19 protein-coding genes are annotated in these 23,207 nt (G+C 69.0%); 14 read left to right on the forward strand and 5 right to left on the reverse strand.

Going from position 1 to position 23,207, the window contains the following annotated elements; all coding sequences use genetic code 11:
* Window positions 1-29: 29 nt before the first annotated feature.
* The gene (locus GQ674_RS19925) at window positions 30-1,055 is read right to left on the reverse strand and encodes a TIGR00266 family protein (RefSeq protein WP_159498666.1); all 1,026 of its coding nucleotides are present in this window, start codon (window positions 1,053-1,055) and stop codon (window positions 30-32) included.
* 223 nt (window positions 1,056-1,278) lie between these two features.
* On the opposite strand from GQ674_RS19925, the gene GQ674_RS19930 reads away from it, so the two are divergent.
* Window positions 1,279-3,546, forward strand: coding sequence for a TonB-dependent receptor (locus GQ674_RS19930; RefSeq protein ID WP_159498668.1), 2,268 nt, complete (start codon window positions 1,279-1,281; stop codon window positions 3,544-3,546).
* 127 nt (window positions 3,547-3,673) lie between these two features.
* Here the strand turns inward: GQ674_RS19930 and GQ674_RS19935 are convergent, their stop codons facing one another.
* Complete coding sequence (locus GQ674_RS19935) at window positions 3,674-4,516, reverse strand: phosphatase PAP2 family protein (protein ID WP_159498670.1); 843 nt, start codon at window positions 4,514-4,516, stop codon at window positions 3,674-3,676.
* A gap of 259 nt (window positions 4,517-4,775) precedes the next feature.
* Between GQ674_RS19935 and GQ674_RS19940 the strand changes: the two genes are divergently transcribed.
* Together GQ674_RS19940 and GQ674_RS19945 are read left to right on the forward strand one after the other, a co-directional pair.
* Window positions 4,776-5,657 carry a hypothetical protein gene (locus GQ674_RS19940; RefSeq protein WP_159498672.1) on the forward strand — a complete coding sequence of 294 codons (882 nt, stop codon included), beginning with the start codon at window positions 4,776-4,778 and terminating at the stop codon, window positions 5,655-5,657.
* A 10-nt stretch (window positions 5,658-5,667) separates the two neighbouring features.
* Window positions 5,668-6,873 (forward strand): DUF4785 domain-containing protein, encoded by a 1,206-nt coding sequence (locus tag GQ674_RS19945; RefSeq protein ID WP_159498674.1) that lies wholly within the window; start codon window positions 5,668-5,670, stop codon window positions 6,871-6,873.
* Window positions 6,874-6,944: 71 nt separating this feature from the next.
* Here the strand turns inward: GQ674_RS19945 and GQ674_RS19950 are convergent, their stop codons facing one another.
* Complete coding sequence (locus tag GQ674_RS19950; RefSeq protein WP_201290189.1) at window positions 6,945-7,775, reverse strand: ATP-binding cassette domain-containing protein; 831 nt, start codon at window positions 7,773-7,775, stop codon at window positions 6,945-6,947.
* Between the two features lie 149 nt (window positions 7,776-7,924).
* On the opposite strand from GQ674_RS19950, the gene GQ674_RS19955 reads away from it, so the two are divergent.
* The 6 genes from GQ674_RS19955 to GQ674_RS19980 all read left to right on the forward strand — a co-directional run bounded on the left by GQ674_RS19955 (window position 7,925) and on the right by GQ674_RS19980 (window position 15,590).
* Window positions 7,925-9,127 carry a fatty acid desaturase gene (locus tag GQ674_RS19955; protein ID WP_159498676.1) on the forward strand — a complete coding sequence of 401 codons (1,203 nt, stop codon included), beginning with the start codon at window positions 7,925-7,927 and terminating at the stop codon, window positions 9,125-9,127.
* A gap of 84 nt (window positions 9,128-9,211) precedes the next feature.
* Window positions 9,212-9,499 carry an EF-hand domain-containing protein gene (locus GQ674_RS19960; protein ID WP_159499603.1) on the forward strand — a complete coding sequence of 96 codons (288 nt, stop codon included), beginning with the start codon at window positions 9,212-9,214 and terminating at the stop codon, window positions 9,497-9,499.
* A 53-nt stretch (window positions 9,500-9,552) separates the two neighbouring features.
* Window positions 9,553-10,365, forward strand: a complete 813-nt coding sequence (gene mutM / locus GQ674_RS19965; protein ID WP_159498678.1) for a bifunctional DNA-formamidopyrimidine glycosylase/DNA-(apurinic or apyrimidinic site) lyase — start codon at window positions 9,553-9,555, stop codon at window positions 10,363-10,365.
* Between the two features lie 65 nt (window positions 10,366-10,430).
* Complete coding sequence (locus GQ674_RS19970; protein WP_159498680.1) at window positions 10,431-10,994, forward strand: ECF-type sigma factor; 564 nt, start codon at window positions 10,431-10,433, stop codon at window positions 10,992-10,994.
* Between the two features lie 67 nt (window positions 10,995-11,061).
* The gene (locus GQ674_RS19975; RefSeq protein WP_159498682.1) at window positions 11,062-13,893 is read left to right on the forward strand and encodes a serine/threonine-protein kinase; all 2,832 of its coding nucleotides are present in this window, start codon (window positions 11,062-11,064) and stop codon (window positions 13,891-13,893) included.
* 95 nt (window positions 13,894-13,988) lie between these two features.
* Complete coding sequence (locus GQ674_RS19980) at window positions 13,989-15,590, forward strand: glucan biosynthesis protein D (RefSeq protein ID WP_128096474.1); 1,602 nt, start codon at window positions 13,989-13,991, stop codon at window positions 15,588-15,590.
* Between the two features lie 528 nt (window positions 15,591-16,118).
* Here the strand turns inward: GQ674_RS19980 and GQ674_RS19985 are convergent.
* On the reverse strand, window positions 16,119-16,739 hold the full coding sequence (locus tag GQ674_RS19985; protein WP_159498684.1) for a thymidine kinase: 621 nt from the start codon (window positions 16,737-16,739) through the stop codon (window positions 16,119-16,121).
* 130 nt (window positions 16,740-16,869) lie between these two features.
* Here GQ674_RS19985 and GQ674_RS19990 point away from each other — a divergent pair, with 130 nt between their 5' ends.
* Both GQ674_RS19990 and GQ674_RS19995 read left to right on the forward strand, forming a co-directional pair.
* Entirely contained in the window at window positions 16,870-18,846 is a 1,977-nt protein-coding gene (locus tag GQ674_RS19990) for a UvrD-helicase domain-containing protein (RefSeq protein ID WP_159498686.1), read from the forward strand.
* Window positions 18,847-19,066: 220 nt separating this feature from the next.
* Window positions 19,067-19,600 (forward strand): GNAT family N-acetyltransferase, encoded by a 534-nt coding sequence (locus tag GQ674_RS19995; RefSeq protein WP_159498688.1) that lies wholly within the window; start codon window positions 19,067-19,069, stop codon window positions 19,598-19,600.
* 56 nt (window positions 19,601-19,656) lie between these two features.
* Here GQ674_RS19995 and GQ674_RS20000 read toward each other — a convergent pair whose 3' ends face one another.
* Window positions 19,657-20,319 (reverse strand): DUF480 domain-containing protein, encoded by a 663-nt coding sequence (locus GQ674_RS20000; protein WP_159498690.1) that lies wholly within the window; start codon window positions 20,317-20,319, stop codon window positions 19,657-19,659.
* Between the two features lie 111 nt (window positions 20,320-20,430).
* Here GQ674_RS20000 and GQ674_RS20005 point away from each other — a divergent pair, with 111 nt between their 5' ends.
* The 3 genes from GQ674_RS20005 to GQ674_RS20015 all read left to right on the forward strand — a co-directional run bounded on the left by GQ674_RS20005 (window position 20,431) and on the right by GQ674_RS20015 (window position 23,176).
* Complete coding sequence (locus GQ674_RS20005) at window positions 20,431-21,360, forward strand: 5'-nucleotidase, lipoprotein e(P4) family (RefSeq protein ID WP_128097641.1); 930 nt, start codon at window positions 20,431-20,433, stop codon at window positions 21,358-21,360.
* Window positions 21,357-22,088 (forward strand): orotidine-5'-phosphate decarboxylase, encoded by a 732-nt coding sequence (pyrF, locus tag GQ674_RS20010; protein WP_159498692.1) that lies wholly within the window; start codon window positions 21,357-21,359, stop codon window positions 22,086-22,088. Before GQ674_RS20005 ends, pyrF begins: the two co-directional genes overlap by 4 nt.
* Window positions 22,089-22,348: 260 nt before the next feature.
* Window positions 22,349-23,176, forward strand: a complete 828-nt coding sequence (locus tag GQ674_RS20015) for a serine protease (RefSeq protein WP_159498694.1) — start codon at window positions 22,349-22,351, stop codon at window positions 23,174-23,176.
* Window positions 23,177-23,207 lie beyond the last annotated feature (31 nt).

Consider the following 23,207-nt stretch of genomic DNA (forward strand, 5'->3'; position numbering starts at 1 on the left):
ATCGGGTTGCCGGCCACGGGCCGGCCCCGTCAGAACCGGTTGTCGCCGTCCAGGATCCGGCCGATGCCGCCCAGCACCGAACCCTCGCCACGGCTCTGCCCGCCGGCCTGGGGCGCGGCCATCCACATGCGCCCGGCCAGGCGCGAGAACGGCAGCGACTGCAGCCACACCTTGCCCGGGCCGGTCAGGGTGGCCAGGAACACGCCTTCGCCGCCGAACACCATGCTCTTGATGCCGGCCACGCGGCGCACGTCCATGTCCACGCTGGCGTGGTAGGCCACGATGCAGCCGGTGTCCACGTCCAGCCGCTCGCCGGCGGCCAGTTCGCGCTCCACCACGCAGCCGCCGGCATGCACGAACACCCAGCCGTCGCCTTCCAGCTTCTGCATGATGAAGCCCTCGCCGCCGAACAGGCCGGTCATGATCTTGCGCTGGAACTGCACGCCGATCTGCACGCCGCGCGCGCCGGCCAGGAAGCTGTCCTTCTGGCAGATCAGGCGGCCGCCGTGCTGGTCCAGCTTCATCGGCAGCACGGTGCCGGGGTAGGGCGCGGCGAAGGCGACCTTGGCCTTGCCGTGGCCGGTATGCGTGTACAGCGTGGCGAACAGGCTTTCACCGGTCAGCACGCGCTTGCCGGCGCTCATCAGCTTGTCCATGAAGCCGCCGCCCTGGCCGCTGTGCGAGCCGTCGCCGAACACGGTGTCCATCTGCACCGCAGCATCCTTGAACATCAGCGCGCCGGCCTCGGCGATGGCGCTTTCGCCCGGGTCCAGCTCGATCTCCACGAACTGCATTTCATGGCCGACGATGCGGAATTCGATGTCGTCGGCGCGCTGGCTGCGGCCGCCCGGGCCGGGCAGCGGCGGCGGCGCGCCCTGCGGGGCAACGCTGCCGGCCAGCAGTTCGGGCACCTCGCTGATCGCCATCCAGCCGCTCATGCCCTCGCACCAGACCAGTGCCCGCGGGTTGAGGTGGGCGTACTGGCGGGCGGCGGCATCGTCGAGGGGACCGGTGCGGTCGGCCTGGCCGGACGTATGGAAATACCACTGGGTCATGGCGGTGTGCCTGGCAGACGGAGGAGGGAGCCAGTCTAGGGCGGTCGACGGAGGGCTGAGTGGGCCGGAAGTCGTGATCGGCGTCGAAAACCGCGACCCGCCTTCACATCCGGGTGGCCGGATCTTGGTAATGAATGACCGGAATTTGCGACGCTGTTGCTGTACTGCAACAATTGTCTGGTAGCGCCGGTCCACCACCCCTCCCAACACAGCCTAAAACGCCATGTTCCCGAACCGCACTGCCCACGGCCGGTTTCCGTCCGTGCACCCGCTCGTCATCGCCCTTGCCGCCCTGCTGCCATTGACGGCCGCAGCCCAGGACGCCCCCGCCACCAAGGATCCGGTCGCCCTGGACACCCTGCAGGTGACGGCCCAGCGCCGTGTGGAAAACGCCAAGGACGTCCCGGTGTCGATCTCGGCCATCCAGGGCGAGAAGCTCGACGTGCTCGGTTCGGCCGGCGACGACATCCGTTTCCTGTCCGCGCGCGTGCCCAGCCTGAACATCGAATCGTCCTACGGGCGTGCCTTCCCGCGCTTCTACATCCGCGGCCTGGGCAATACCGACTTCGATCTCAACGCTTCGCAGCCGGTGTCGCTGGTGTATGACGACGTGGTGCAGGAAAGCCCGCTGCTGAAGGGCTTCCCGCTGTTCGACCTGGCCGGCGTGGAAGTGCTGCGCGGCCCGCAGGGCACCCTGTTCGGCCGCAACACCCCGGCTGGCGTGGTCAAGTTCGATTCGGCACGCCCGTCGCAGGACGCCGATGGGTACGTCAAGGTGGCCTACGGCAGCTACAACACCTGGAACACGCAGGGCGCCTACGGCGGCCCGCTGACCGACCGCTGGTCGGCACGCGTGTCGGCCCTGTACCAGCGCCGCGATGATTGGGTCACCAACACCCGCGCCAATGCACCGGCGCAGGGCTTTGAAGGCTACGACGAAGCCGCCGCCCGCGTGCAGTTCCTGTACGAAGGCGACGATCTCGAAGCGCTGTTCAACGTGCACAAGCGCAAGCTCAACGGCACCGCCCGCCTGTTCCGCGCCAACATCCTCAAGCCGGGCACCAACCAGCTGGTCGAGAACTTCGACCGCGACGAGGTCTCCACCGATGGCCAGAATTTCTCCGAACTGGAAACCTGGGGCGCCAGCGCGCGCCTGAAGTGGGACCTGGGTCGGGTGACGCTGCACTCGATCACCGGTTATGAAACCGCCGAATCGCTCAACCATGGCGACATCGACGGCGGCTACGGCGCCAGCTTCCTGGGCGCGGGCAACTACGGCCCGGGCAACATCCCGTTCGCCTCCGAGTCGGCCGACGGCCTGCCGCACCACCGCCAGTGGACCCAGGAATTCCGCATCGAATCCAACGAATGGGGCCGCTTCGACTGGCAGGCGGGGCTGTTCTACTTCGATGAAGATGTCACCATCGACAGCTTCAACTACGACTCGCTGGCGCCGGGCAATCCGCAGAACGGCCATGCCGTGCAGAGCCAGCGCAACAAGGCCTGGGCGGCGTTCGTGTCCGGCGATTTCGACGTGACCGAGCGCTTCAAGCTGCGCGGTGGCGTGCGTTACACGCAGGACAAGAAGGACTTCAGCGCCAGCGTGCTGCAGGCGGTGCCGTTCGGTACGCCGGTCAGCGGCCCGTACCTGGCCAACACCGACGTCAACGACGTCAGCTGGGACCTGAGCGGCGTCTACCAGATCACCGACAACCTCAACGCCTATGCACGCGTGGCCAAGGGCTTCCGCGCGCCGTCGATCCAGGGCCGGCTGGCCTTCGGTGGCGTCTCCCAGGCCGACTCGGAGAAGGTGATTTCCTATGAAGCCGGCATCAAGGCCGACCTGTTCGACCGTCGCGCCCGCCTCGGCTTCAACGTGTTCCGCTACAACGTCGATGGCCAGCAGCTGATCGCGGTGGGCGGCAGCAACAACACCGCCACCCTGCTCAACGCCGACAAGACCCTGGGCCAGGGCGTGGAACTGGACTTCGAGGCGTACCTCACCGACCACGTGCTGCTCACCCTGGGCAGCAGCTACAACGACACCGAGATCAAGGACCGCGATCTGGCGGTGGCGATCTGCGGTGGTGGCTGCACCATCACCGACCCGACCACGGTCATCGACGGCGCCACCTTTGCCCTGGTCAACGGCAATTCGCTGCCGCAGGCGCCGAAGTGGATCCACAACCTGACCCTGCGCGCCGGTTTCCCCATCAACGACGCCAGCGAGCTGTACGTCTACACCGACTGGGCCTACCGCAGCCCGGTCAACTTCTTCCTGTACGAGTCGCCGGAGTTCCGCAGCCGCTCGTCGCTGGAAGGCGGCCTGCGCCTGGGCTACAACTGGGATTACGGCCAGTACGACGTGGCCGTGTACGGCCGGAACCTGACCGACCAGGTGCGCGTGGTGGGGGCGATCGACTTCAACAACCTCACCGGCTTCCTCAACGAACCGCGCACGTTCGGCGTGGAATTCACCGCGAAGTTCTGATGCACGTCATGCGGTAGGTGCCCACCATTGGTGGGCACGCCCCTGAAAACGAAAACGGCGCGGAGAAATCCGCGCCGTTTTCCGTCATACGCGGTAGAGCCGACCGTTGGTCGGCTGCCCAACGCGCCTACAACGCGCTCTCGGGCCGTACCTTCAACACCGCTTCCTCGGCCGCGCAATCGCGGCTGGAATGCAGCCCGGCCTTGCGCGCGGCAACGATCTCCTTGCGTGCAGCCAGCAGGTCCTTGTTGAACGCGGCGTTGTCATGCAGGCGTGCCACGGCTGCTGCGCCCATGAAGCGGCCTTCCAGGATGTCGCTCTGCCAGTGCACGTTGCACACCAGGCGGCTTTCACCGTAGTTGCGGCCGCGCAGCTGGATCGCATCGGCGCGGTCGGGCGCGATCTCCGACAGGATCAAGGCCCATGCCCAGCCGATGGAGGTGTGGCCTGACGGGTACGACCCGTTGCCGCGCAGGCCTTCTTCATCCTCGGGCGTGCAGGTGGGTTCGCCGTTGACCATGAACGGGCGCGCGCGCTGGTAGTGCTTCTTGGCGGTGCGCGTGGCCGCACTGGCATCGATCCGGCTGCGCTCCAGCAGGCGGTACAGCGCGGGCGTCTTCACCGCGTCCACGTCCATGTCGATGGCGCAGGAGAACTGGTTGGCACCGGCCGGGAAGCCGAGCTCGGCATCGGTGTGGGCCTGGGCGAAGCGCGGACTGCCACGCAGCGCACGCGCCTCACGGCTGACCTGTTCGTCCAGCGCGAAACCTGCAGAGCCGGCGGCCGGCGGCGCCGGTACCAGCGCCAGGCTGGCGGGCACCGCGTCGGCCTGCAGGTAACCAACCGCCTTGGTCGTCACCGAGGCCTCCACGGCCGTGGTGCGCGCACCGGACGTCGTACAGCCCGCCAACGCCACCAGCACGGCAGCGGTCAGGAAGGGGCGCAGGACGGGGGCGGCGGACGACGACATCGGCTGGTCTCGCAAAGAGGGGAGGTGGCATGATCGCAGCTTCACCCGGGCGCGACAGTGGCCGTTGGTCATGCGGCCAGATCCGGCATGGCCGGCCGTTGGATGACGGAAACCCGCTACTGGTTCACGGAATTCGACCGCCGCGCGACATAGCTTCGCCAAAGGCGCCATCACTCGTCATATCTCTATGGATAGATGGACTGCATGGCAACGCGATAGCGCCGGTCATCAGGGGGATCACCTGCAAGGGAGCAAACGGATGCGAAGCAACGCGGGATGGACGGGCGGCGGACTCGCCCTGGGCTTGATGCTGGCGTGCGGCACCACGCACGCGGCCGATGTGGTGGGCGTGGCGTTCGTGCACGGCACCGGCAAGCAGACCGACGCACGCACGGACTACTGGCAGCCGGGCATCATCGACACCGTGCGCCAGGGGCTGCCCAACAGCAGCAACTACACGGTCATCAACTGCGATTTCGAACAGTACATGTGGAAGCCCGAGGCGGCCGGTTGCCTGGCCGGGCAACTGACCACCTTCATCAACACCAAGGGCATCACCAAACTGGTGGTGATCACCCACTCCAACGGCGGCAACGTGGTGCGCTGGATCCTGTCCAACCCCACCTACGACAGCCGCTACCCGAAGATCATCCAGACCATCGGCAAGGTCACCGCGCTGGCACCGTCCTCGGCCGGTACGCCGCTGGCCGATGCCGTGCTCAACGGCAATACCTTCGAGACCTCGGTGGGCTGGCTGCTGGGCTACAAGAGCGATGCCGTGCGCCAGCAGCAGGTGGGCCACATGGCCACCTACAACGCGCAGAACCTGTATGGCACCGCCGGGCGCCCGGCGCTGCCGAAGCCGTTCCGCGCGGTGGTCGGTTCGGATGTGGAGTCGGCGGTGTGGGACAGCAACAGCTACTGCGGCGGGTACGCGCAGAACGTGGGGCTGGAGTTCACCCAGAACTGGTTGAACAGCTGCTCGGACGGGTTCCTGGAGTGCAGCAGCCAGAAGGCCGCCGGCACCCTGTGGTTCACCGACAAGGCGCGCACCCAGGGCGCCGAGCCGCTGAGCCACAACCAGAGCCGCCGCGAGTGCTTCGGCCTGGGCACGATCCTGCGCAACGACCTGACCCTGTGAGGAGCACGCCATGACTTCAAGACTGACGATTGCCGCCGCTGTTGCCGCGGCGCTGGTGGCCCTCCCGCTGCACGCCGCGCAGCCGCTGTTGGCCCGCAGCAGCGACCAGCTGGCGCCGCGCGTGGAGAGCGCACCCCTGCAGGCCGACGGCATCGAGCGGGCCCCGGTGAGTTTTGCCTGGGCACTGGATCCCACCGCTACGCTGACCGCGCCCGCGCCCTTCGTGGCCACCAGCCGCAGCTACTGGGAAATGGTGGACGCGGCCACCCTGCAACGCGGCCTGGACCTGCCGCTGACCGCACCGGATGCGGTGATCCAGGTCAGCCCGGCGCCAGGTGCCCGCGCGCTGGCACCGCAGCAATGGCAGGTGCGCGACCCGGCCGGCGCGCTGGCGGTGGACAAGGTCGTGGATGACCAGCAGCTGCGTGCGGCCGGCATGGCAGTGGGGCAGGGCAGCGCCATGGTGCGCACCGGGCGCAGTGCGGCGGTGGGCACCTACCGCCTGCAGAGTGCCCAGGCGCAGGGCCGCTACGTGGTGCAGGTGCTGGAGCCCAACAGCACGGTGGCATTGCAGCTGCAGGCCAGCCGCCAGCAGGTGCTGGCCGGTGGCAGCGTGGAGCTGAGCGCGCGGTTGGTGGATGACCGTGGCACGGCCACGCTGGCCGGCGCCACGGCGGCGGCGCGCACCCTGCCGGCCGGCGGCGAGGCGTTGCTGGTGGCCCCGGATGGCCGCAGCTGGCCGGTGCCGCTGGTGGCCGGCAAGGAAGGCCTGCGCGCACGCGTGACGATTCCGCAGGACATTGGCCCGGTGCAGGGGCTGTGGGAACTGCAGGCCTTCGTCAGCGCCAACGGGGTGCAGCGCGATGGCAAGGTGGCCTTCGCGGTGGCCCAGCCCACCGCGCGCTTCACCGGCCAGGCCGAGGTGGACCTCGCCCGGCGCACGGTGACGTTGCCGCTGCAGATTGGTGCGCCCGGTCGCTACGAGGCGCGCGGCACGCTGTACGCCACCGGCCCGGACGGCCAGCTGCGGCCGGTGGCGCAGGCGCACAGCGCGGCGTGGTTCGACCGCGCCGGCAGCGGCGCCATCGCGCTGCCCTTCGCCAGCGTGGCGTTGCCGCGCGGGTATGCGGCCCCGTTCGAGCTGCGCGACCTGCAGCTGCAGGACCAGGGCCGGATGGCCCCGATCGAGTCACGCGCGGTGGCGTTGACGTTCTAGGCAAGGCGGGCGGCGGAGGCGATACCCTCCGTCGCCCGGCGGTAGAGCCACCCCATGGGTGGCTGCGCGACCTATCCGGCAAACGCGCTCAGCCGACCCTCATGCTCCACCACTCGGATCGGGCCGCCGAACACGTCCGACAGCGGCGCGTCGCGCAGCAGGTCGTCGCGGGGGCCATCGGCGATGATCCGGCCGCTGCGCAGCAGCACCACCCGCGCGATTTCCGGGATGACCTCCTCGATGTGGTGGGTCACCAGCACCAGGGTGATGCCTTCGGCGGCCAACCTGCGCATGGTGGCGATCAGGTGCTGGCGGGCGATCAGGTCCAGACCGGTGGAGGGTTCGTCCAGCAGCAGCGCCTGCGGCCGGTTGACCAGCGCCCGGGCGATCAGTACGCGCCGGGTTTCACCGGCCGACAGTTCGGCATAGCCCCGCGCCAGCAGCGGCAGCGCGCCGGTCAGGGCCAGGGTTTCACGCACACGCTGCCGCATGTCCTCGGTGACCTCGCGGAAGGCCGGTACCACGAAGCTGGCGAAGAAGCCCGACAGCACCGCTTCCTCCACGGTCAGCCCGGGCATGTCGGCCAGGTTGCTGCTCAGATCGCCGGTGACGATGCCCAACTGCGAGCGCAGCCGGTCCACCTGCCAGCGGTTCTGCCCCAGCACCCGTACCGCCACGCTGCCGTCGGCATGCGCCAGCGGGTACAGCTCGCGGGTGATCAGCTTGATGAAGGACGACTTGCCGCAGCCGTTGGGGCCCAGCAGCGCAGTGTGCTGGCCCTGGGCGATGCGCAGGCTGAGGTCGTGCAGAACCCGGACCTGGCCGCGGATCACGCAGGCGCGGTCCAGCTCGATCAGGGGGACGTTGGCGGCCAGGGGCGCCGAAGAGGCTGCGACTGTCATGAATGCGCGGGCATGCTCACGAAGGAGGAAAACAACTGAATGACTGCGCAAAAATCGCACCAGACGGATGAAGTTTGCAACTGCAGGCCCCATCATGTCCGAAGGTGTACCTGTTCCCTTGCTGGCCGTCCGCGGCCTGGAGTCCTGCGATGCTCGATACGCTCCTCAACTTCCTGACCGGCGGTGTCGTCGGCCTCGGCTGGTGGGGCATGGCACTGGTGCTGCTGGTGTTCACCCAGCTCACCATCTTCGCCGTCACCCTGTACCTGCATCGCAGCCAGGCGCACCGTGGCGTGGATTTCCACCCGGTCATCGCGCATTTCTTCCGCTTCTGGACTTGGCTCACCACCTCCATGATCACCAAGGAGTGGGTGGCCATCCACCGCAAGCACCACGCCAAGGTGGAAACCGACGAAGACCCGCACAGCCCGGTCACCAAGGGCATCGGCATGGTGTTCTGGCGTGGCGTGGAGCTGTACCGCGAAGCCCGCGCGATGCGCGCGGACATCGAGCAGTACGGCCGCGGCGCACCGGACGACTGGATCGAACGCACGCTCTACACCCCGCACGCCAACCTCGGCCCGGTCGCGCTGCTGGCCATCAACAGCCTGCTGTTCGGCCTGCCGGGCGTTGCCCTGTGGGCGATCCAGATGGCGTGGATCCCGTTCTGGGCCGCCGGCGTGGTCAACGGCCTGGGCCACTGGTGGGGCTACCGCAACTTCGAATCTGCCGACACCTCCACCAACCTGACCCCGTGGGCGTTCTGGATCGGCGGTGAAGAGCTGCACAACAACCACCACGCCTTCCCCAGCTCGGCCCGCTTCTCGATGCGCCGCTGGGAGTTCGACATCGGCTGGGCCGCCATCCGCGGCCTGCAGGCCGTGCGCCTGGCCAAGGTGCTGCGCGTGGCGCCGTCCATGGACGTGCGCCCGAACATCGCCGTGCCGGATGCTGAAACCCTCAAGGCGCTGCTGTCGCACCGCTTCCAGGCCATGACCGACTACCAGCGCAACGTGTTCGTGCCGGCCCTGCGCGAAGAGGCGGCGATGGCCGGTGCCAAGCTGCGCAAGCTGCTGCCGCGTCGCATGCGCCGCGGGCTGGTCAACGATGGCCGCTGGCTCAAGCCGGACTGCCGCGCCCAGCTCAGCACCTGGGTGGAACAGCGCCCGCGCATCCGCGTGCTGGTCGAACACCGCGCGCGTCTGGCAGCCTTGCTGGAAGCGCGGGGCAACGATGCCGCCGAGCGCCTGAAGCTGCTTCAGGCGTGGTGCCACGAGGCCGAAGCCAGCGGCATCGCCGCGCTGCAGGCTTACGCCGCCCGCCTGAAGGGCTACGCGCTGACGGCGCACTGACCGGTGCGCCCGGGCGTGATGAAGCGTGAAAAACGCCGCCCTGTGCGGCGTTTTTCCTGCGTGGCCCTGCTGGTGGCCGCCGGCATGGCGCAGGCGCAGGTGGCCGACACCGGCAGCTACCTGCAGCGCATGGATACCGACGGCGATGGCCGGGTCAGCGTCGAGGAATACGTGCAGTGGATGATGTACGCCTTCGAGCGCATGGACCGCAATGCCGATGGCGTGCTCAGTGCCGACGAACTGCCCGGCGGCAAGGGCGCCTCGATCACCCGCGAACAGCAGCGGCGGACCCTGGTGCAGCGTTTCCACAAGCAGGATGCCAACGGCGACGGGTACCTGAGTGCGAAGGAACTGGCCGCGCCGCCGCGGTGAGCGTGACGTTCGGACAGGCAGCGGTTCACCGGGGGACGGCTTAGAATCGCGCCATGCCTGAACTGCCCGAAGTAGAAACCACCCGCCGCGGCCTGTCCCCGCACCTGGAAGGCCGCCGCGTGCATGGCGTGATCCTGCGCCGGCCGGACCTGCGCTGGCCCATTCCCGATGAGATCGGCGCGCTGCTGCCCGGCCAGGCGATCGAGGGCGTGCGCCGCCGCGCCAAGTACCTGCTGTTGGATACCGCCATCGGCAGCGCCCTGCTGCACCTGGGCATGTCCGGCAGCCTGCGCGTGTTGCCCGGCGATACCCCCGTGCGCGCGCACGACCACGTCGACATCAGCCTGGACAATGGCCGCCTGCTGCGCTTCAACGATCCGCGCCGGTTCGGCAGCCTGCTGTGGCAGCCCGCCGGGGAAACCCATGAACTGCTGGCCGGGCTGGGTCCGGAGCCGCTGGAGGAGGCCTTCAACGGCGATTACCTGTTCCAGCGCAGCCGGGGGCGCAAGGCACCGGTGAAGACCTTCCTGATGGACCAGGGCATCGTGGTCGGGGTGGGCAACATCTACGCCGCCGAAAGCCTGTTCATGGCTGGCATCAACCCGCTGCGCGAGGCCGGGAAGATCTCCCGCGCGCGCTACCAGCGCCTGGCCGATGCCGTGAAGCAGATCCTGGCCTACGCCATCACCCGCGGCGGCACCACCCTGCGCGATTTCATCAACCCGGACGGGGCGCCGGGCTATTTCGAGCAGGAACTGCTGGTCTACGGCCGTGAAGGCGAGCCGTGTCGCCAGTGCGGCCGGCTGCTCCGCCACGCCACCATCGGCCAGCGCGCCAGCGTCTGGTGCGGCTACTGCCAGCGCTGACCCCTCGCACGCCCGTCGCCTTGGCGGCGGTATAGTCCGCCCAATGTCACCGGCGGGGGTGTGCGATGGACGAAGCACCGGATATCACCGTATGGCTGGATTCAGCCCGCGCGGGCGACCGCGCTGCCCTGGACCGGGTGCTGACCCTGCTCTACCAGGAGCTGCACAGCATGGCCCGGCGCCAGTTGGCCGGCCAGCAGGGGCGCACGCTGGATGCCACCTCGCTGGTCCACGAGTCCTACCTGAAGCTGCTCGGCGCACGCGGTGCGGCCCGTTTCGAGGACCGCGCGCACTTTTTCGCCTATGCCGCCTCGGCCATGCGCAGCGTGGTCGTGGATTACGCGCGCAACCGGCTGGCGCGCAAACGCGGGGGCGACCTCAAACGGGTGGACCTGCCCGAGAACAGCAGCAGCGGCGTGCGCCTGGATGAAGACCTGCTGGCGCTGGATGTGGCGCTGGCCCGGCTGCAGGCGGTGGATGCCCACCTGGCCAAGGTGGTGGAGCTGCGCTATTTCGCCGGGTTGTCCGAACAGGAGATCGCCGACCTGTGCCAGCGCTCGGAACGCAGCATCCGCCGCGACTGGCAGAAGGCGCGCATGTTCCTGCTGGCCTCGGTGCGCGACGACTGAACACGGCGGGCAATGACGGTCCCGCGTGGCGGCGCGGGCGGTGGTACATCGTTCGGGGAGCAGATCGATGGAAGCGTCGCGCTGGCGGCAGGTGTCTTCGCTGCTGGACCAACTGCTGGAACTTGCCGACGGGCCGCGCGCGCAGCGGCTGGCGCAGCTGCGCCTGACTGATCCGACGCTGGCCGACGACCTGGAGCGCCTGTTGGAACACGAGCGCGCCAGCCACGAGTTCATGGCCCAGCCGTTGTGGACCGCCGCCCCGCAGGACAGCCGTGCCGGCACGCTGATCGGGCCGTATCGGCTGCTGCGCGCGCTTGGCGAGGGCGGCATGGGTGAAGTCTGGCTGGCCGAACGCGCCGATGGCCTGTACCAGCGCCAGGTGGCCCTCAAGCTGCTGCGCAGTGGTTATGCCGACCCGGGCCTGCGCCAGCGCTTCAGCCGCGAGCGCGACATCCTGGCGCGGCTGCAGCATCCCAACCTGGCCGAACTGCTCGATGCCGGCGTCGACCTGCAGGGCCAGCCTTACCTGGCGCTGGCGTACGTGGAAGGCGAACCGATCACCGACTACTGCCAGCGGTTGCAGCTGCCGCTGGAACGCCGGCTACAGCTGATGCTGCAGGTGTGCGCCGTGGTCACCCACGCGCACGCCAACCTGATCGTGCACCGCGACCTGAAGCCCTCCAACATCCTGGTCACCGCCCACGGCGAAGTGAAGCTGCTCGACTTCGGCATCGCCAAGCTGCTTGATGCCCCGGAGAAGCGCGACGACGCCCAGCACCCGGCCACCGAGGCGCGCGCGTTCACCCTCCACTACGCTGCCCCCGAACAGGTACGTGGCGAACCGGTCACCACGCTCACCGATGTGTACTCGCTGGGTGTGGTGCTGTTTGAAGTGATCACCGGGCGCAAGCCCTACCGATTGCGCCGACACAGCGACGCCGAATGGGAGCGCTCGATCCTGGAGGTGACCGCGCCGCGCGCCTCGGTGGTGGTGCTGCGCGGCAGCGGCGGGAGTCCGGCCACGCTGGCCGATCGGCGGCTGGCCCGGCGCCTGCGCGGCGATCTGGACACCCTCCTGCTCAAGGCGCTGCAGAAGGAGCCGGCACAGCGCTATGCCTCGGCCGAAGCGCTGGCGCAGGACCTGCGCCGCTTCCTGGAAGGCCGCCCCATCCACGCGCGACCGCAGCGCACGCTGTACCGCCTGCGCAAGTACATCGGTCGGCACCGCTGGGGCGTGGCGGTGGGCTCGCTGGGGGCCGTGGCGCTGGCCGGCCTGGCGGTGGTGGCGCTGTGGCAGATGCAGCAGGCCCGGCGCGAAATCGCCCGCGCCCAGGCCATGCAGGAGTTCACCGTGGGCCTGTTCGACCGCGCCGCCGGCGCACGCCATGGCAGCTTCGACGTGCGCCAGTTGCTGGCCACCGGGCAGCAGCGCGGCGAGGCCGAACTGGCCGACCAGCCGTTGTCGCTGGCCGATCTGCAGGGCGTGATCGGACGTCTGCGGATCGGCATGGGCGACTATCAACTTGCGCTGCAGACGCTGGATCGCCAGCGCGCACTGCTGGAGCAGGCCGGCGAGGTGCCGCCCACGCTGCAGCTGGAAGCGGTCACCCAGCGCGGACGCGCGCTGCGCATGCTGGGCCGCTCGCGTGAGTGCGTGGCGCACATGACCCCGATGCAGTCGTTGGCCGCGCAACAGCGCAGCGCGCTGCCCGGCCTGGTGGCCGAGTACCACGCCCAGCTGGGCCGCTGCCAGCAGCTGTTGGGCTACCGCGACGAAGCGCGCACGGCTTTCGCGCTGTCGCTGGCGGTGCGCCGCGAGGTGCTGCACGACACCGCCGGCACCGCCGAGAGCCTGTCCGACCTGGCCGCGCTGGACAGCGACGACGGCCGCCCGCAGGCCGCCCTGGCCGGCTACCAGCAGGCGCTGCAGCTGCTGCAGCTGCGGGCCGGTGAGCGCCTGCCGCAGCTGATTGTCGTGCGCCGCCACCTGGGTGAAACCCTCGCCGCGCAGGGTGACCTGGCGGCTGCCGAGCAGACCCTGCGCATCGCCTGGTCTGACGCGGTCAGCCTGTATGGGCCGGACCACCCGGAGACTCTGTCGATCCGGCGCCTGCGTGGCGTGCTGGCCCTGCAGCGCGGCGACCTGCGCCAGGCGGACGCGACCCTGCAGCAGGTCCATCGCCTGACCCGGCTGGCGCTGGGCGAGCAGCACCGCGACACCGGCCTGAGCTGGCACGCGCTGGGCCTGCTGGCGCTGGAGCGCGGTGACAGCAATGAGGCCGTGGTCGATTTCGAGCATGCCGTGGCGATCTGGCGGCAACCGGACTGCGTGCGGTTGCTGCCGCAGGGCCTGTACGACTACGGCAGTGCCCTGGCCCAGGCCGGGCGCTGGCAGGCCGGGTTGGCCGCCCTGCATGAAGGCCGCCAATGGCAGGCCGCGCAACGCGGCGACCAGGATCCGTCGGTGCAGCAGGCCGACCTGCGGATGGCCGAGATCACCAGTGCCTACGGCGACCCGCGCCAGGCCGGCGACCAGCTGGCGCAGTTGATGCTGCGCCACCGCCAGGGCGGTGCCGAGGCCATGGCCGGGCAACACGCCCTGCAGCTGGCCTGGGGCCGCAACCTGGTCCGCATGGGGCAGGACGTGGAGGCCGAGCGCGTGCTGCTGGCGGTGGCCGACAGCCGCGCGCTGGACCCTGCCAGCACCGCCGTGCGCTGGCAGGCGCGCACCCGCCTGGCCGCGCTCCACTGCGCGCAGACGCCGCTGCGTAGCCGCGAGGCGCTGCTGCGGCTGCAGGGCCAGGCCCGGGTGCAGTGGCCGCAGGGCGGCGCCGCGCTGCGCGACATCGACCAGGCACTGCGGGACTGCGCCAGTGCGACGCTGGCCACCGCCCGCTGAGCGGCGGGCTGGCTGAACGCCACGCGCGCGCCACCTCGGCGATTTAACGTTCGCCTGCCTATGATGTCCGGCCCTTTCCTGCCAGTGCTGCCTGCATGCAACGTCGCGACTTCATCCGCAATGCCTCCCTGGCCTTGGCCGCGATCGGCTTTCCGGCGCTGCCGGCCTGCGCCGCGCAGGGCAGCCAGGTGGGCCTGCGCCGGCTCGGCCAGCCGCAGCCGTTCGATTTCGCCACCCTCAAGGGCCAGGCGCGCGCGCTGTCGCAGGCCGCCTACCAGACCCACAAGCGCACGTTGCCCGGGCCGCTGGAAGCGCTGGACTGGGACCAGTACCAGTCCATCAGCTACCGCCAGGACCATGCGCTGTGGGCCGACAAGCCCGGCAAGTACCAGGCCAAGTTCTTCCACCTGGGCCTGTACTTCCATTCCCCGGTGCGCATGTACGACGTGGTGGATGGCAAGGCGCAGGAACTGGCCTACGACCCGGCCGCGTTCGATTACGGCAAGAGCGGGTTGAAGGGCAGCCACCTGCCGGCCGACCTGGGCTTTGCCGGCTTCCGGCTCAATACCCGCCAGGACACCAACCGTGATTTCGCCGCGTTCCTGGGCGCCAGCTACTTCCGTGCCGTGGGCAAGGAAGGCCAGTACGGCCAATCGGCGCGTGGCCTGGCCATCGACACCGGCATGGGCAAGCCCGAGGAATTCCCGGACTTCATCGCCTATTACCTGGAACAGCCGGCCGCCGATTCCAACACCCTGGTGGTGTATGCGCTGCTGGATTCGCCCAGCGTGGCCGGCGCGTACCGCTTTGCGATCACCAACGGCGACACCCTGCTGATGGACATCGACTGCGCCCTGTACCCGCGCAAAGCCATCGAGCGGCTGGGCATCGCCCCGTGCACCAGCATGTACCAGGTGGGCGAGAACGACCGCCGCATGGCCTGGGACTGGCGCCCGGAAATCCACGACACCGATGGCCTGTCGATGTGGACCGGCAGCGGCGAGTGGATCTGGCGCCCGCTGTGCAACCCGCACAACCTGCGCTTCAACATGTTCGTGGACAACAACCCGCGCGGCTTCGGCCTGCTGCAGCGCGACCGCAACTTCGACCACTACCAGGACGACGGGGTGTTCTACGAGAAGCGCCCGTGCCTGTGGGTGGAACCGAAGGGGCAGTGGGGCAAGGGCTCGGTGCAGCTGGTCGAGATCCCCACCGTGGATGAAACCTTCGACAACATCGTGGCGTTCTGGAACCCGGAGGCCAAGCCGCAGCCGGGCCAGGAACTGCTGCTGGGCTACCGCCTGTACTGGGGCGCGCAGCCGCCGGCCCGTACGCCGCTGGCGCATTGCGTGGACAGCCGCACCGGGTTGGGCGGGGTGATCGGCAAGAAGCGGGCGTATTTCTCGTGGCGCTTCGCGGTGGATTTCGAAGGCGGCGAACTGGCCGCGCTGATCGACAAGGGCGAGGTGGAAGCGGTGGTCCAGGCCAGCCGCGGCCGCGTGGAGATCGTCTCGGCGCGCCCGTTGCGCGAGATCAAGGGCTACCGCGCCATGTTCGACCTGGTCCCGCCCGATGATTCCACCGACCAGATCGACATCCGCCTGTACCTGCGCAGCGGCGGCAAGACGCTGACCGAAACCTGGCTGTACCAGTACAGCCCGCCGCCGAAGGGCGCGCCGGAGCGCACGCTGTACTAGGTGGTTTGGGATTGCAGGGCTTGCAGCCCTGCACCTGCTTCAATCAACTTCAACGTCAAAAGCTGGCTTTCCGTGGGATGGCGGGGTGGGTCCGGTTGAGGGGGACGCCGTAAACCCATCCATGGGGGCTTGGTCGCGCCATCCGTGGCGCTCACACCCCCTCAACCGGACCCACCCCGCCTTCGACCGACCTCCGCGATCTGTCGGAGCACGGGGTCGGATCCCGTTGCTGCGCAACGGGCTCTGACCCCAGATGAATTTCGATAGATGAATTTCGATATCTGACAGATGTGCCGACCAACGGTCGGCACCCACCAACAGCCGCGTGAACCTGTCAGAGGTGGGGCGGTCTGGGTGGGCAGGACCGTTGGCGCCATGGATAGCGCCATCGAGCCCCCATGGATGGGTTTACGGCGTGTCCTGACCACCCACACCGCCCCGCCATCCCACGGAATGCCGCTCTTGCTTTGGCCGTTGCCGTCGCATTGAGCAGGCGCAGGGCTGCAAGCCCTGCAAAAGAATCACCACCTACAGAGGCAGGGGCGCCTGCGCCGGATCAATCCGGCCCTCACCGCGGGTGATTTTCTTGAACTCGGCCCGGCTCACCGACACATAGCGCTCGTTGCCGCCAATTTCCACCTGGGGGCCGTCCTGTACCGCATGGCCGTGCTCGTCCACCCGCACGGTCATGGTGGCCTTCTTGCCGCTGTGGCAGATCGTTTTGATCTCCTGCATCTCGTCGGCCCAGGCCAGCAGGTACTGGCTGCCTTCGAACAGCTCGCCGCGGAAATCGGTGCGCAGCCCGTAGCACAGCACCGGAATGCGCAGCTGGTCGACCACCTCGCTGAGCTGCCAGACCTGGCTGCGGCTCAGGAACTGCGCCTCGTCGACCAACACGCAGCCGAGCTTGCCGTGGGTCTCCAGGTCCTGCGCAATCAGCCGCTGCAGGTCGGTATCGCGGTCGAAGGCCACGCCGTCGGCCTTCAGCCCGATCCGTGAGGCCACCACGCCCCGCCCGGCGCGGTCGTCCAGGCGCGGGGTCAGGATGGCCACGCGCATGCCCCGTTCCCGGTAGTTGTGCGCCGACTGCAGCAGCGTGGTGGTCTTGCCGGCGTTCATCGCCGAATAATAGAAATAGAGCTTGGCCATCGGCCAATTCTAGACGCCCGGCCGGCTCCCGTGGCTGCCCGGCGGGGCCGGCGGACGCAATCGTCCGCCGCGGTCCGGCCCTCCGACCTGGCCGGGCGGCCCGGTACAATGCTCCTCCCCCGGAGATGGCATGCACGGTCTCAACCCCCCCCAAAGCGCTGCAGTGCTGCACTGCGAAGGTCCTCTACTGGTGCTCGCCGGCGCCGGTAGCGGCAAGACGCGCGTGATCGTGGAAAAGATCGCCCAGCTGATCGCGACCAAGCGCTACCCCGCGCGGCGCATCGCGGCGATCACCTTCACCAACAAGTCGGCCAAGGAAATGCGCGAGCGCGTGGCCAAGCGCCTGCACGGCGGGGATGCCGAGGACGTCACCATCTGCACCTTCCATGCGCTGGGGCTGAAGTTCCTGCAGATCGAGCACGCCGCGGTGGGGCTCAAGCGCGGCTTCTCGATCTTCGATGCGGACGACGCCACCTCGCAGGTCAAGGACCTGATGTACGGCGCCAAGCCCGACGACATCGAGGACGTGAAGAACCTGATCTCGCGCGCCAAGAACGCCGGGCTGTCCCCCGAGCAGGCCATGGCGGCGGCGCGCAGCACCCGCGAGAAGGAAGCGGCCAGCGTCTACGAGCGGTACCAGCTGCGCCTGACCGCGTTCAACGCGGTCGACTTCGACGACCTGATCCGGCTGCCGGTGCAGGTGCTGGAAGAGAACCCCGAGATCGCCGTGGCCTGGCGCGAGCGCATCGGCTACCTGCTGGTCGACGAATGCCAGGACACCAACGATGCGCAGTACCGGCTGCTCAAGCAGCTGGCCGGCAGCAAGGGCAACTTCACCTGCGTGGGCGACGATGACCAGTCGATCTATGCCTGGCGTGGCGCGAACCCGGAAAACCTGCAGCAGATGGCGCGCGACTACCCGGCGCTGGAAATCATCAAGCTGGAGCAGAACTACCGCTGCTCCAACCGCGTGCTGCGCGCGGCCAACGCGCTGATCGCCAACAACCCGCACGAACACTTGAAGAAGCTGTGGAGCGACCAGGCCGACGGCGAGCGCATCCGCGTATGGGAGTGCCGCAACAGCGAACACGAAGCCGAAAAAGTGGCGGCCGAGATCTCCTTCCTGGCGACGTCGAAGAAGATTCCGTGGAGCGATTTCTGCATCCTGTTCCGCGGCAACTTCCAGTCGCGGCCACTGGAAAAAGCGCTGCAGCTGGTGCGCGTGCCGTACCACATCACCGGCGGCACCGCGTTCCTGGAGCGCCAGGAGGTCAAGGACACGCTGTCATGGCTGCGCCTGCTGGTGAACCCCGACGACGATACGGCGTTCATGCGTGCGGTGCAGTCGCCCAAGCGCGAAGTGGGCGCCGGCACCCTGGCCAAGCTGGCTGAACTTGCGTCGGAGAAAGAGCTGCCGATGGCGTACGCGGCCGAGGCCATTGGCGCGTTGTCGCAGCTGCCACCGCGCGCGGCCAACGGCCTGAGCCGCTTCACCGACATCCTGCGCGACCTGCGCGCGGAAATGCCCAAGCTCAGTTCCGGCGACCTGGTCCGCAAGCTGGTGAAGGAGTCCGGGCTGGTCTCCGAACTGCGCAGCGCGTGCAAGGAAGAATCGGTCTACCAGCGCCGGCTGGGCAACCTGGAGGAGCTGGCGCAGTGGTTCGAAGGCGGCCCGCGTGGCGCCACCACCGCCGACCTGGCCGCGCAGCTGGCGCTGTTGTCGCGCAACGACAAGGATGACGGCGGCAACCAGGTGCGGATGATGACCATGCACGCGTCCAAGGGCCTGGAATTCCCGTATGTGTTCATCATCGGCTGCGAGGACGGCGTGCTGCCGCACCAGGTCAGCCTGGACGAAGGCAACCTGCAGGAAGAACGGCGCCTGCTGTACGTGGGCATCACCCGTGCCAAGGTGCAGCTGTGGATGAGCTACAGCAAGCTCACCCGCAAGTTCGGCGAGCACGTGCGGCTCAAGCCCAGCCGGTTCTTCGATGAAATTCCGGCCGAGGAAATGCAGCGCGACGGCGCCGACCCCGTCGCCGACGCCGCGCGCAAGAAAGAGCGCGCCAGCGCGGGCCTTGCCGCGATCCAGGCACTGTTCGACTGACCCACCGCACGGGTAGAGCCGACCGTTGGTCGGCTGCCCGAAGCGCGTCGGTTGCCCTATCCCGGCTCGAAGAGCAGCCGACCAACGGTCGGCTCTACCGTGTTTCGGCAGCCGACCAACGGTTGGCTCTACCGTGTTCCGGCAGCTGACCAACGGTTGGCTCTACCGTGTTCGGGGCGCCCATTGCACAATCGGTGTATCGCTTTCTACCGGTACCCGCATGTCCGCCGTGATCCAGACCGAACGCCTGCACCTGCGCCTGATCGATCCCGATCACGATGCGGCCGACATGCTGGCCTTGCTCAACGAGCCGGGCTTCATCCGCAACATCGCCGACCGTGGCGTGCGCACCCTGGCGCAGGCGCGCGACTACACCGCCGAGCGCGTGCTGGGCAGTTACACCCTCAATGGCTTTGGCATGTACGCGATCATCCGCCGCAGCGACGGCGCGTGGCTGGGCAATGCCGGGCTGGTACGCCGCGATGGATTGCCGGCACCGGACATCGGCTACGCGTTGCTGGCCCAGTACGAAGGCAACGGGTACGCATTCGAAGCCGCGCGCGGGGTGATGCACTACGCGCGCGACGTGCTGGGGTACACCGACCTGTACGGCATCGTCTCGCCGGACAACCTGCGTTCGGCCGCGCTGCTGCGCAAACTGGGCATGGAAGACCGCGGCGACCTGCTGCTGCCGCCGCCGCATGGCGGTGACGTGGTGCTGCTGTTCGCCACCCCGGGCGCCCCGGCCCCCTGACGCCGACAACCGGGCACGCACCAAGGGGGTAGAGCCGACCGTTGGTCGGCTGCCTTTCAGTCCCCCAACTGCGCGCGCAACGCCGCCAACTGTTCCTGCAATTCGGCCACGGTGGCCTCCAGCTGCTGCACGCGCGCTTCCAACGCCGGGCTGCCACCGCCACCGCTCGACGAAGACCCCTTGTAGCTCTCCGCCAACGCCTGCACGTCCACCGGGCCACCCAGCAGGTGCATGTAGCGGTCCTCGCGCTGGCCACTGGCGCGCGGCAGCTGCACCGCCAGCCCGCGCTGGATCATGCGCTCGATGTGGTGGCGCACTTCCTCGGCGTCCTGGAACTGGAACAGGCGCTCGCTGCGGGTCAGCAGCTCGTTCACCGTCTGCGGGCCGCGCAGCAGCAGCAGGCCCACGATGGCCAGCTGTTGCCGGGTCAGGTCCAGCGCACTACCGGCGCGGTGCTCGTAGCGTTCGGCCCGCGAGGAGAACTGCTGGCGGGCCAGGCCCATGCTTTCCAGCTGGCGCAGCGCGTGGTGCACATCGCCGGCCGACAGTGCCATCACCGGCTCGCGGGCGGTCTTCTGGTTGGCGGCCACCTGGGCGGCGTTGACCGTCAGCGGGTAGGCGTCCGGTGTGGTTGCCTCCTTCTCGATCAGGCAACCCAGGGCGCGGGCCTGGGCCGCGCTCAGCACGGGCAGGGCGGGGGTCTGGGTGTCGTCGGTCATGGCGCGCTCCGGGGTGTTTCAGGGGCGTGCAGCATAGCCGAGCCCCGCGGGCGGCATGAACCGGGGCGGACAAGCCGGTAAACTGGCGCGACTTTGTTGCTGGTGATCCCGATGCGCCGTACTGCTGCTGTTTCCCTGTCCGTGCTTGCCTGCGCCGTGATGGCGTTGAGTGCCTGCAAGCGCACCGAAGCCCCGGCCGATGCCGCCCCGCCGGCCGCCGCCGCAGCGCCCGCAGGCGCGCCCGCTGCCAGTGGCGATGCCGCCGTGTCGGCCAACGACAACCTCAACGCGGTGCTGTGGATGCAGCGTGCGCAGGAGTACCGGGCCATCACCGAGCAGACCTACCGCGCCGCCGCCGACCACCTGGACAAGGCGCTGAAGGAACCCAACTGGGACGCGCTGGTGTCCGAAGAGCGCGGCAACGCCGCCAAGGGCCTGAAGCCGGCCGTGGTGCTGGACGTGGATGAAACCGTGCTGGACAACTCGCCCTACCAGGCGCGCCTGGTGCGCGACGGCAAGGAATACGACGAGATGACCTGGGACCAGTGGGTGGCCGAAAAGAAGGCCAAGGCGATCCCCGGCGTGGTCGATTTCGCCAAGGCCGCCAATGCCAAGGGCGTGACCCTGCTGTACATCTCCAACCGCGCCGTGCACCTCAAGGAGGCCACCCTGGCCAACCTGCGCGCCGAAGGCCTGCCGGTGGCCGACGACAGCGTGTTCCTGGGCCTGGGCACCGTGGTGGAAGGCTGCGAGCAGGCCGGCAGCGAGAAGAACTGCCGCCGTCGCCTGGCCGGCCAGAAGTACCGCGTGCTGATGCAGTTCGGCGACCAGCTGGGCGACTTCGTGGAAGTCACCGCCAACACCAACGACGGTCGCGACGCACTGCTGCAGCAGTACCACGACTGGTTCGGCGAGCGCTGGTGGATGCTGCCCAACCCGACCTACGGTGGCTTCGAGCCGGCTCAGTTCAACAACGACTACAGCCAGTCGCGCCAGGCCCGCCACGACGCCAAGCGCGCCGCGCTGGACTACGCCCCGTGAGCCGCGCCCCGCTGCCGCTGCGCGATGACGAGCGCCTGATCTTCGCGCTCGATGTGCCGGGCCGCGACGAAGCGCTGGCGTGGGTGGACCGGCTGGGTGACAGCGTGTCGTTCTACAAGATCGGCATGGAACTGCTGGCCTCCGGCGAGTACTTCCAGGTGCTCGAGACGCTGGCCGCGCGCAACAAGCGCGTGTTCGTCGACCTGAAGTTCTTCGATATCCCAGCCACCGCCGCGGCGGTGATCAAGCGCCTGTCGCAGTGGCCGGTGAGCTACGCCACCATCCACGGCTGGCACCCGGCCATGATGGAGGCCTGTGCGGCCGCCAACGGCAGCGACATGCGCCTGCTCGCGGTCACCGTGCTGACCTCGATGGGCCATGAGGATCTGCGCGGCATGGGCATCGACCGCGAACCGGTGGACGTGGTGGTCGAGCGTGCACTGGCCGCCCAGGCCGCCGGCATCGACGGCGTCATCGCCTCCGGGCAGGAAGCCGGGCCGATCCGCGCCGCCACCGGTGCCGGTTTCTCCATCGTGTGCCCGGGCATCCGCCCCGGCGGCCCGGTGGGCGACGACCAGAAGCGCACGGTGGGCGTGGCCCAGGCGTTCGCCGACGGCGCCGATGCCATCGTGGTGGGCCGCCCGATCCGCCTGGCCGGCGACCCGCGTGCCGCCGCCGACGCCATCCAGCTGGAAATCGCCACCGCCTGGCGCGCCCGCCAGGCCTGAGCCCACGGGCCGCCGACCCGTCGCCGCGCGTTGTGCGGCGGGTGGCGGCCACCCGCCGGGCACGCCCCACGTGCGATGGCGGCATGACCCCTGAACAACACCGACGGCCTTCCCGGACGCCGCGCCCACGCATCAGGAAACGCCGCACTCCTGGTGAACTGGGATTACGCACCCGTTCCGCTGCCCCTGCCTGCGATGGAATCGATCCTGCCGGTGCATTCCTGCCCGGCCTGTTTCCATCAACGCAATGGAGGTGCCGCATGCATGTCTTACCCCGACTGGCCCTGGCCGCCGGTTTCCTTGCCCTGTCCCTGGCCGCACACGCAGCCCCTGCGCTGCCCGGTAGCGTGCCCGCACGCCCGCTGATCATCGGCGGCGAAGACGCACTGCCCGGGCAATACCCGTTCATGGTCAGCCTGCAGCGGCTGGACGTCGGCAACTCCGACCACACACGGCACTGGTGCGGCGGCACGCTGATTTCCCCCTCCTGGGTACTCACCGCCGCCCACTGCGTCGAGCGTGCCCAGCCCGGCGGGTATGCGGTGCTGGGCGGCGCCACGACGCTGGACACCGCGATCGGCAACCGGGCATCGAACATCCGCGCCATCCATGTGCATCCGGCGTTCGACCGCAACACCCTGGTCAACGATGTGGCCCTGATCCAGTTGCGCGAACCCCTGGCCGGCGTCACCCCGGCGCAGTTGCTGGAGGGCAGCGACGCCGGCTACCTCCGAACCGGACGCCGGTTCGATGTGATCGGCTGGGGCGACACCGGCCTGGAGGGTGACGCTGCCTCGCCCACGGTGCTGCAGACCGTCAAGACGCCGTTCGTGCCGTTCCGCACCTGCCAGCAGGCCTATCCCGAGCTGCAGGCGGGTGCGGTCATCTGCGCCGGGGAGGAAGGCATCGACAGCTGCCAGGGCGACTCGGGCGGGCCGTTGCTGGCGCAGCGGCGCGGCGCCTGGACGGTGCTGGGCGTGGTCAGCTGGGGGCAGGGCTGCGCCCAGGCCGGCTACCCTGGCGTGTACGCGCGGCTGGGCGACGGCTACATCAAGGACTTCATCGCCGCGACCTGGCTGGGGGACTGACACCGGCGGGAAACACGCGGCGCGGTACTGT

It is taken from the genome of Stenotrophomonas sp. 364, from assembly GCF_009832905.1.
GTDB lineage: Bacteria > Pseudomonadota > Gammaproteobacteria > Xanthomonadales > Xanthomonadaceae > Stenotrophomonas > Stenotrophomonas maltophilia_AP.

What these genes read in the sequence shown, in the direction of transcription:
- GQ674_RS19935 (WP_159498670.1), bottom strand. Translation starts at nt 4,516, where the DNA reads ATGTCGTCGTCCGCCGCCCCCGTCCTGCGCCCCTTCCTGACCGCTGCC.
- GQ674_RS19995 (WP_159498688.1), top strand. Translation starts at nt 19,067, where the DNA reads ATGTCCGCCGTGATCCAGACCGAACGCCTGCACCTGCGCCTGATCGAT.
- GQ674_RS20005 (WP_128097641.1), top strand. Translation starts at nt 20,431, where the DNA reads ATGCGCCGTACTGCTGCTGTTTCCCTGTCCGTGCTTGCCTGCGCCGTG.
- GQ674_RS20000 (WP_159498690.1), bottom strand. Translation starts at nt 20,319, where the DNA reads ATGACCGACGACACCCAGACCCCCGCCCTGCCCGTGCTGAGCGCGGCC.
- GQ674_RS19930 (WP_159498668.1), top strand. Translation starts at nt 1,279, where the DNA reads ATGTTCCCGAACCGCACTGCCCACGGCCGGTTTCCGTCCGTGCACCCG.
- GQ674_RS19945 (WP_159498674.1), top strand. Translation starts at nt 5,668, where the DNA reads ATGACTTCAAGACTGACGATTGCCGCCGCTGTTGCCGCGGCGCTGGTG.
- GQ674_RS19960 (WP_159499603.1), top strand. Translation starts at nt 9,212, where the DNA reads ATGGCGCAGGCGCAGGTGGCCGACACCGGCAGCTACCTGCAGCGCATG.
- mutM (WP_159498678.1), top strand. Translation starts at nt 9,553, where the DNA reads ATGCCTGAACTGCCCGAAGTAGAAACCACCCGCCGCGGCCTGTCCCCG.
- GQ674_RS19950 (WP_201290189.1), bottom strand. Translation starts at nt 7,775, where the DNA reads ATGACAGTCGCAGCCTCTTCGGCGCCCCTGGCCGCCAACGTCCCCCTG.
- GQ674_RS19925 (WP_159498666.1), bottom strand. Translation starts at nt 1,055, where the DNA reads ATGACCCAGTGGTATTTCCATACGTCCGGCCAGGCCGACCGCACCGGT.
- GQ674_RS19990 (WP_159498686.1), top strand. Translation starts at nt 16,870, where the DNA reads ATGCACGGTCTCAACCCCCCCCAAAGCGCTGCAGTGCTGCACTGCGAA.
- GQ674_RS19955 (WP_159498676.1), top strand. Translation starts at nt 7,925, where the DNA reads ATGCTCGATACGCTCCTCAACTTCCTGACCGGCGGTGTCGTCGGCCTC.
- GQ674_RS19970 (WP_159498680.1), top strand. Translation starts at nt 10,431, where the DNA reads ATGGACGAAGCACCGGATATCACCGTATGGCTGGATTCAGCCCGCGCG.
- GQ674_RS20015 (WP_159498694.1), top strand. Translation starts at nt 22,349, where the DNA reads ATGCATGTCTTACCCCGACTGGCCCTGGCCGCCGGTTTCCTTGCCCTG.
- GQ674_RS19975 (WP_159498682.1), top strand. Translation starts at nt 11,062, where the DNA reads ATGGAAGCGTCGCGCTGGCGGCAGGTGTCTTCGCTGCTGGACCAACTG.
- GQ674_RS19980 (WP_128096474.1), top strand. Translation starts at nt 13,989, where the DNA reads ATGCAACGTCGCGACTTCATCCGCAATGCCTCCCTGGCCTTGGCCGCG.
- GQ674_RS19940 (WP_159498672.1), top strand. Translation starts at nt 4,776, where the DNA reads ATGCGAAGCAACGCGGGATGGACGGGCGGCGGACTCGCCCTGGGCTTG.
- GQ674_RS19985 (WP_159498684.1), bottom strand. Translation starts at nt 16,739, where the DNA reads ATGGCCAAGCTCTATTTCTATTATTCGGCGATGAACGCCGGCAAGACC.